This window comes from Hydrogenophaga sp. 2FB (assembly GCF_005503365.1).
Classification (GTDB): Bacteria; Pseudomonadota; Gammaproteobacteria; order Burkholderiales; family Burkholderiaceae_C; genus Hydrogenophaga.
Genome location: NZ_SCML01000105.1, coordinates 1 through 6383, shown reverse-complemented (window position 1 = coordinate 6383; position 6383 = coordinate 1). Strand labels below are relative to the sequence as shown.

Annotated in this window: 6 protein-coding genes; 5 read left to right on the top strand and 1 reads right to left on the bottom strand. The window is 62.7% G+C overall.

What is annotated here, in order from left to right:
- From FFS09_RS30210 to FFS09_RS30190, 5 genes are all read left to right on the top strand, one after another.
- Positions 1-216 (top strand): helix-turn-helix domain-containing protein (locus tag FFS09_RS30210; protein WP_212745190.1); only part of this gene is annotated, 216 nt, incomplete at its 5' end.
- A complete protein-coding gene (gene ampD / locus FFS09_RS30205) occupies positions 200-802 on the top strand; it encodes a 1,6-anhydro-N-acetylmuramyl-L-alanine amidase AmpD (RefSeq protein WP_137922598.1) in 603 nt (200 codons plus the stop codon). The genes FFS09_RS30210 and ampD, both read left to right, overlap by 17 nt.
- Positions 803-1214: 412 nt before the next feature.
- A complete protein-coding gene (locus tag FFS09_RS30200; protein WP_137922597.1) occupies positions 1215-4112 on the top strand; it encodes a ribonucleoside-diphosphate reductase subunit alpha in 2898 nt (965 codons plus the stop codon).
- A 141-nt stretch (positions 4113-4253) separates the two neighbouring features.
- Entirely contained in the window at positions 4254-5447 is a 1194-nt protein-coding gene (locus FFS09_RS30195) for a ribonucleotide-diphosphate reductase subunit beta (protein ID WP_137922596.1), read from the top strand.
- Positions 5448-5685: 238 nt separating this feature from the next.
- Positions 5686-6219: a histone H1-like DNA-binding protein gene (locus FFS09_RS30190; RefSeq protein ID WP_137922595.1), complete on the top strand. Its 534-nt coding sequence runs from the start codon at positions 5686-5688 to the stop codon at positions 6217-6219.
- A 55-nt stretch (positions 6220-6274) separates the two neighbouring features.
- Here FFS09_RS30190 and FFS09_RS30185 read toward each other — a convergent pair.
- Positions 6275-6383 (bottom strand): transposase (locus FFS09_RS30185; RefSeq protein WP_137919931.1); only part of this gene is annotated, 109 nt, incomplete at its 5' end.

Sequence of the window (6383 nt, the reverse complement as noted above, 5' to 3'; positions counted from 1 at the left end):
CCCCCCACGCAGCCCGCACCCGTCGACATCCCCACCGACCTGCAGACCTACCTGGACGACCAGGAACGGCAGGTACTGCTCAAGGCGCTGCGCGAAAGCGATTTCAACCGCACGGCCGCCGCCGCCCGCCTCGGTCTGAACCTGCGCCAGATGCGCTACCGCATCCAGCGCCTGGGCATCTCCATGCCCTCATCGGACGATGACGAAACCCCCTGAGCCCTGGCGCGGCGGCTGGCTGCAGACCGCGCGCCATTGCCCATCGCCCAACTTCGGCCCGCGGCCCGACGGTGCGCACATCGACCTCATCGTCATCCACTCCATCAGCCTGCCACCCGGCGTGTACGGCGGCCCGGAGGTGGAACAACTCTTCACCAACCAGCTCGACTGGAGCGCCCACCCCTATTTCGAGCAGATCCGCGGCATGGAAGTGTCATCGCACTTCTTCGTGCGGCGCAGCGGCGAATTGCTGCAGTTCGTCGACGCGGACGCGCGCGCCTGGCACGCCGGCCCATCGCGCTGGCGCGGGCGCGACAACTGCAACGACGACTCCATCGGCATCGAACTCGAAGGACTCGAAGGCGAGCGCTTCGAAGCCGATCAATACGCCACGCTGACGCGCCTGTGTCTGCAACTGGCGCAACGCTATCCAGTGGCCCACATCGCCGGCCACGAGCACATCGCGCCGGGCCGCAAACAGGACCCCGGCCCCGGTTTTGACTGGGCCCGCCTGCAACACAGCCTGGGTTGGGGCGACACCTGTTTCCCTCAGGCGACACTTCAGCGCGGCGCGTCCACCGACTGACGTTCGCGAGCGCCACAAACGGGCGTCGCCGGGTCTTCCTGCAACGGCGCGCCCGGCGCGGGCAAATCGTGCCGCAGCGCGCAGCCATGTTGAATTGGCGCTCACAAATTCAGACGTTTCGCCTGTTCGCCGGCCGTCCATCGGTGTAGATTGAACCCTGACAGGCGCGCATTTTTTACCTGACGAAAAGACCGTACCGCCCCAGGGTACCCACCCTGATGAAAACACTACCGGTAGTGGCTTGAAGATGACATGCACACCAGATATAGTGTCTACCTTGAGTTTCGGAAACCGCCTTTATCCGGCACCGCATCGGCTCCCGATGCGACGCCGAAGCCTCAATGTCACCGGCACTGCTTCCGGACAACGCGCCCCCTGAAGCCGTCCACACACAACAAATGAAAGAGGAACCATGCTGACCGCTTCCACCAACACCACCCCATCCCCCGCTTCGCTGAAGTCCCCCGCCGGTTCGCCCGCGGCGGCTCCGCTGAGCGCGAGCAGCTCGGTTTTTTCCAATTACCAGATCATCCGCCGCAACGGCGCCGTGGTGCCCTTCGAGCCGGGCAAGATCGCCGTGGCCTTGATGAAAGCCTTCCTGGCGGTGCACGGCACCCAAGGCGCCGCCTCGGCCAGCGTGCGCGAAACCGTGGACGCCTTGACGCAGAACGTGGCGCGCGCCCTGATGCGCTCGCGCCCCGGTGGCGGCACCTTCCATATTGAAGACGTGCAGGACCAGGCCGAGCTGGGCCTGATGCGCAGCGGCCACCACGAAGTCGCGCGCGCCTACGTGCTCTACCGCGAGCGCCGCACCCAGGAACGCGCCCACCAGGCCGAAGCCGCGCACCCCGCCGAACCCGCGCTGCACGTGATCGACGGCGGCCAACGCGTGCCGCTCGACCTGCAGCGCCTGCAAAACCTGATCGCCAATGCCTGCAGCGGCCTGGGCAAGGACGTCAAGGCCGACCCGATCGTGGCCGAGACCAAGCGCAACCTGTACGACGGCGTGCCGATCGAAGAGGTCTACAAGGCCTCCATCCTGGCGGCCCGCACGCTGATCGAGAAAGACCCCGACTACACCTACGCCACGGCGCGCCTGCTGCTGCACACCATCGTCAAGGAAGTGATGGGCGAGGAAGTGCCGGCCGACCAGATGGGCGCGCGCTACGCCGACTACTTCCCGCAATTCATCAAGAAGGGCGTGGACAACGACCTGCTCGACGAAAAGCTGCTGCAGTTCGACCTGGCCCGCCTGGGCGCCGCGCTCAAGCCCGAGCGCGACCTGCAGTTCGACTACCTCGGCCTGCAGACCCTGTACGACCGCTACTTCCTGCACGTGCGCAAGACGCGCATCGAACTGCCGCAGTCCTTCTTCATGCGCGTGGCCATGGGCCTGTCGCTGGGCGAGGTCGACCGCGAAGCCCGCGCGATCGAATTCTACGAAGTGCTCTCCAAGTTCGACTTCATGTCGTCCACCCCGACGCTCTTCAACGCCGGCACCCTGCGCTCGCAGCTCTCCAGCTGCTACCTGACCACCGTGCCCGACGACCTCGACGGCATCTACGAGTCGATCAAGGAAAACGCGCTGCTCTCCAAATTTGCGGGCGGCCTGGGCAACGACTGGACGCGCGTGCGCGCCCTGGGCTCCCACATCAAGGGCACCAACGGCGAGTCGCAAGGCGTCGTGCCTTTCCTTAAAGTGGTGAACGACACCGCCGTGGCGGTGAACCAGGGCGGCAAGCGCAAGGGCGCGGTCTGCACCTACCTGGAAACCTGGCACCTGGACATTGAAGAATTCCTGGAACTGCGCAAGAACACCGGTGACGACCGCCGCCGCACGCACGACATGAACACCGCGAACTGGATCCCCGATCTGTTCATGAAGCGCGTGATGGAAAAGGGCGAGTGGAGCCTGTTCTCGCCCAACAACGTGCCCGACCTGCACGACCTGTTCGGCGCCGACTTCGAAAAGGCCTACGTGGCCTACGAAGAGAAAGCGGCGCGCGGCGAGATCAAGCCGTACCGCAAGGTGCCCGCCAGCGACCTGTGGCGCAAGATGCTCTCGATGCTGTTCGAAACCGGCCACCCCTGGATCACTTTCAAGGACGCCTGCAACGTGCGCAGCCCGCAGCAACACGTCGGCGTGGTCCACAGCTCCAACCTCTGCACCGAGATCACGCTCAACACCAGCGACACCGAAACCGCCGTGTGCAACCTGGGCTCGGTCAACCTGCTCAACCACGTCAAGCTGGGTGACGACGGTGCCAAGGTGCTCGACCACGACAAGCTGCAGGCGACCATCAAGACCGCCATGCGCATGCTCGACAACGTGATCGACATCAACTACTACGCGGTCAAGAAGGCGCGCGATTCCAATATGCGCCACCGCCCGGTGGGCCTGGGTCTCATGGGCTTCCAGGACGCGCTGTACGAACTGCGCATCCCCTACGCCTCCAACGAAGCGGTGGAGTTCGCCGACCGCTCGATGGAAGCCATCTGCTACTACGCCTACTGGGCCTCGACCGAACTCGCCCGCGAGCGGGGTCGTTACGCCAGCTACCGTGGCTCGCTGTGGGACAAGGGCATCCTGCCGTCCGACACGCTGGACATGCTGGCCCGCGAGCGCGGTGGTTATGTCGACGTGGACCGCTCCAGCAGCCTGGACTGGGATGCGCTTCGCCAGAAGATCGCCGCCGACGGCATGCGCAACTCCAACTGCATCGCGATCGCGCCCACCGCCACCATCTCCAACATCGTCGGTGTGGACGCGTCCATCGAGCCTTGCTTCGGCAACCTCTCGGTCAAGTCCAACCTGTCGGGCGAGTTCACCGTCATCAACGGCTACCTGGTGAAGGACCTCAAACGCCTGGGCCTGTGGGACGACGTGATGGTCATGGACCTCAAGCACTTCGACGGTTCGCTGCGCCCGATCGACCGCGTGCCGCAAGACGTGAAGGCGCTGTACGCCACCGCGTTCGAAGTGGAGCCGCTGTGGCTGGTGGAAGCCGCCGCGCGCCGCCAGAAGTGGATCGACCAGGCACAGAGCCTGAACATCTACATGGCCGGCGCATCGGGCAAGAAGCTCGACGACACCTACAAGCTCGCGTGGCTGCGCGGCCTCAAGACCACCTACTACCTGCGCACGACCTCGGCCACGCAAGCGGAGAAGTCCACCGGCCGCGCCGGCCAACTCAACGCCGTTGCCATTCAATCGGAACCGGTTGCCTCCACCGCATCGGTCGATGCAGGACCGGCCACCGATGTGAAGTTCTGTGCCATCGACGACCAGGGTTGCGAAGCGTGTCAGTGATCTGATGCGGCATGCGCGCACGTGTTGTGGTGCTCATCGAATGCAATTCGATGCAACACCGCAACACAAAATGTGCGCATATCGTCTGATCACTTTGCATTTCATGCACACACTTTCATAATCCGAACATTGGAAACCTCTATGTTGACCTGGGACGATCACATCACGCCCTCATCGAAGCCAGCGAACAGCCCACTGCCCACCGGCACGTCGGGCCTGCAAGCACCACTGTCCTCATCATCCGGTGAGCGCACTTCTCCCTCCCCCGCTTCGATCAACACCGCGACCTCTCCACAAGCCGCCGCAGCAGCGCCTGCGCGCCGCGTCAACGCAGCCGACAAGCGCATCATCAACGGCCAGACCGACGTCAACCAGCTGGTGCCGTTCAAATACAAGTGGGCCTGGGAAAAGTACCTCGCCACCTGCGCCAACCACTGGATGCCGCAGGAAGTGAACATGAGCCGCGACATCGCGCTCTGGAAAGATCCCAACGGCCTGACCGAAGACGAGCGCCGCATCGTCAAGCGCAACCTCGGTTTCTTCGTCACCGCCGATTCGCTCGCCGCCAACAACATCGTGCTGGGCACCTACCGCCACATCACGGCGCCCGAGTGCCGCCAGTTCCTGTTGCGCCAGGCCTTTGAAGAAGCGATCCACACGCACGCTTACCAATACATCGTGGAGTCGCTGGGTCTGGACGAGTCCGAGATCTTCAACGCCTACAACGAAGTCCAGTCGATCCGCGACAAGGACCAGTTCCTGATCCCCTTCATCGAAGCGATCATGGACCCGAACTTCCACACCGGCACGCCGCAGACCGATCAGACGCTGCTCAAAAGCCTGATCGTGTTCGCCTGCCTGATGGAAGGCCTGTTCTTCTACGTCGGCTTCACCCAGATCCTGGCGCTGGGCCGCCAGAACAAGATGACCGGTGCGGCCGAGCAGTACCAGTACATCCTGCGCGACGAGTCCATGCACTGCAACTTCGGCATCGATCTGATCAACGCGATCAAGATGGAGAACCCGATGCTGTGGACCAGCGAATTCAAGGAAGAGATCAAGCAGCTGTTCCTCAAGGCTGTCGAACTCGAGTACCGCTACGCCGAAGACACCATGCCGCGCGGCGTGCTCGGCATGAACGCCTCGATGTTCAAGGGCTACCTGCGCTACATCGCCAACCGCCGTGCCACGCAGATTGGCCTGGAGCCGATGTTCCCGAACGAAGAGAACCCGTTCCCCTGGATGAGCGAGATGATCGACCTCAAGAAGGAACGCAATTTCTTTGAAACGCGCGTGATCGAATACCAAACCGGCGGTGCCCTTTCCTGGGATTGATGCCACTGCAGCCGGAGCCGCATTGCCCATACCCGACCCATCACACAACCACATGTGTTTCGTTCAATCAAAACCCCATGCACAACGGCGCGACGACGCCGGCAATGGGGTTTTGTCACAGCATTCAGTGCCTTGGGGCCTACCGTGGATGCATCCACAGGACCCCAGGGAGTTGAATCACTTCGCCGGCAACAAGGCTGGTTGAAGTGCTCTTTGCAACTTGATCAAGGAGAAAATAATGGCAACTGCGAAAAAAGCCCCGGCCAAAAAGGCCGCTGCGAAGAAGGCCGCTCCGGCCAAAAAAGCTGCAGCTAAAAAAGCAGCACCTGCGAAGAAGGTAGCAGCGAAGAAAGCTGCTCCGGCCAAGAAGAAGGCACCTGCCAAAAAGGTAGCCGTCAAGAAGGTCGCGGCCAAGAAGGCGCCTGCGAAGAAGGCTGCTGCTAAAAAGGCGCCTGCGAAGAAGGTAGCCGTCAAGAAGGTTGCAGCGAAGAAGGCTCCGGCGAAGAAAGCCGCTGCCAAGAAGGCGCCTGCGAAGAAGGTAGCCGCGAAAAAGGCTGCTCCTGCGAAGAAGGCCGCCCCTGCGAAAAAGGCAGCTGCGAAGAAGGCTCCTGCGAAGAAGGCCGCTGTAAAGAAGGCAGCCCCTGCGAAAAAGGCAGCCCCAGCAAAAAAAGCTGAGCCGGCCAAGAAGCCGGCAGCCCCTGCGGCACCTGCAGCGCAGACGAAGCTCAACCCTCAAGCCGCTTGGCCGTTCCCAACGTCCGCCAAGCCCTGAGTCTTCGTTGAGTTGACCTGCAGCCCGGCGCGAAAGCGCCGGGCTTTTTTATGGTTCATCGAGGAATACCGGGGAAGGCGGCCCGGATCTTGAGGAAGAAGTACTCCTCATCGCGGTAGCCATAGGCTCGGCGCTTGATGACCTTGATGGTGTTGTTGATGCCC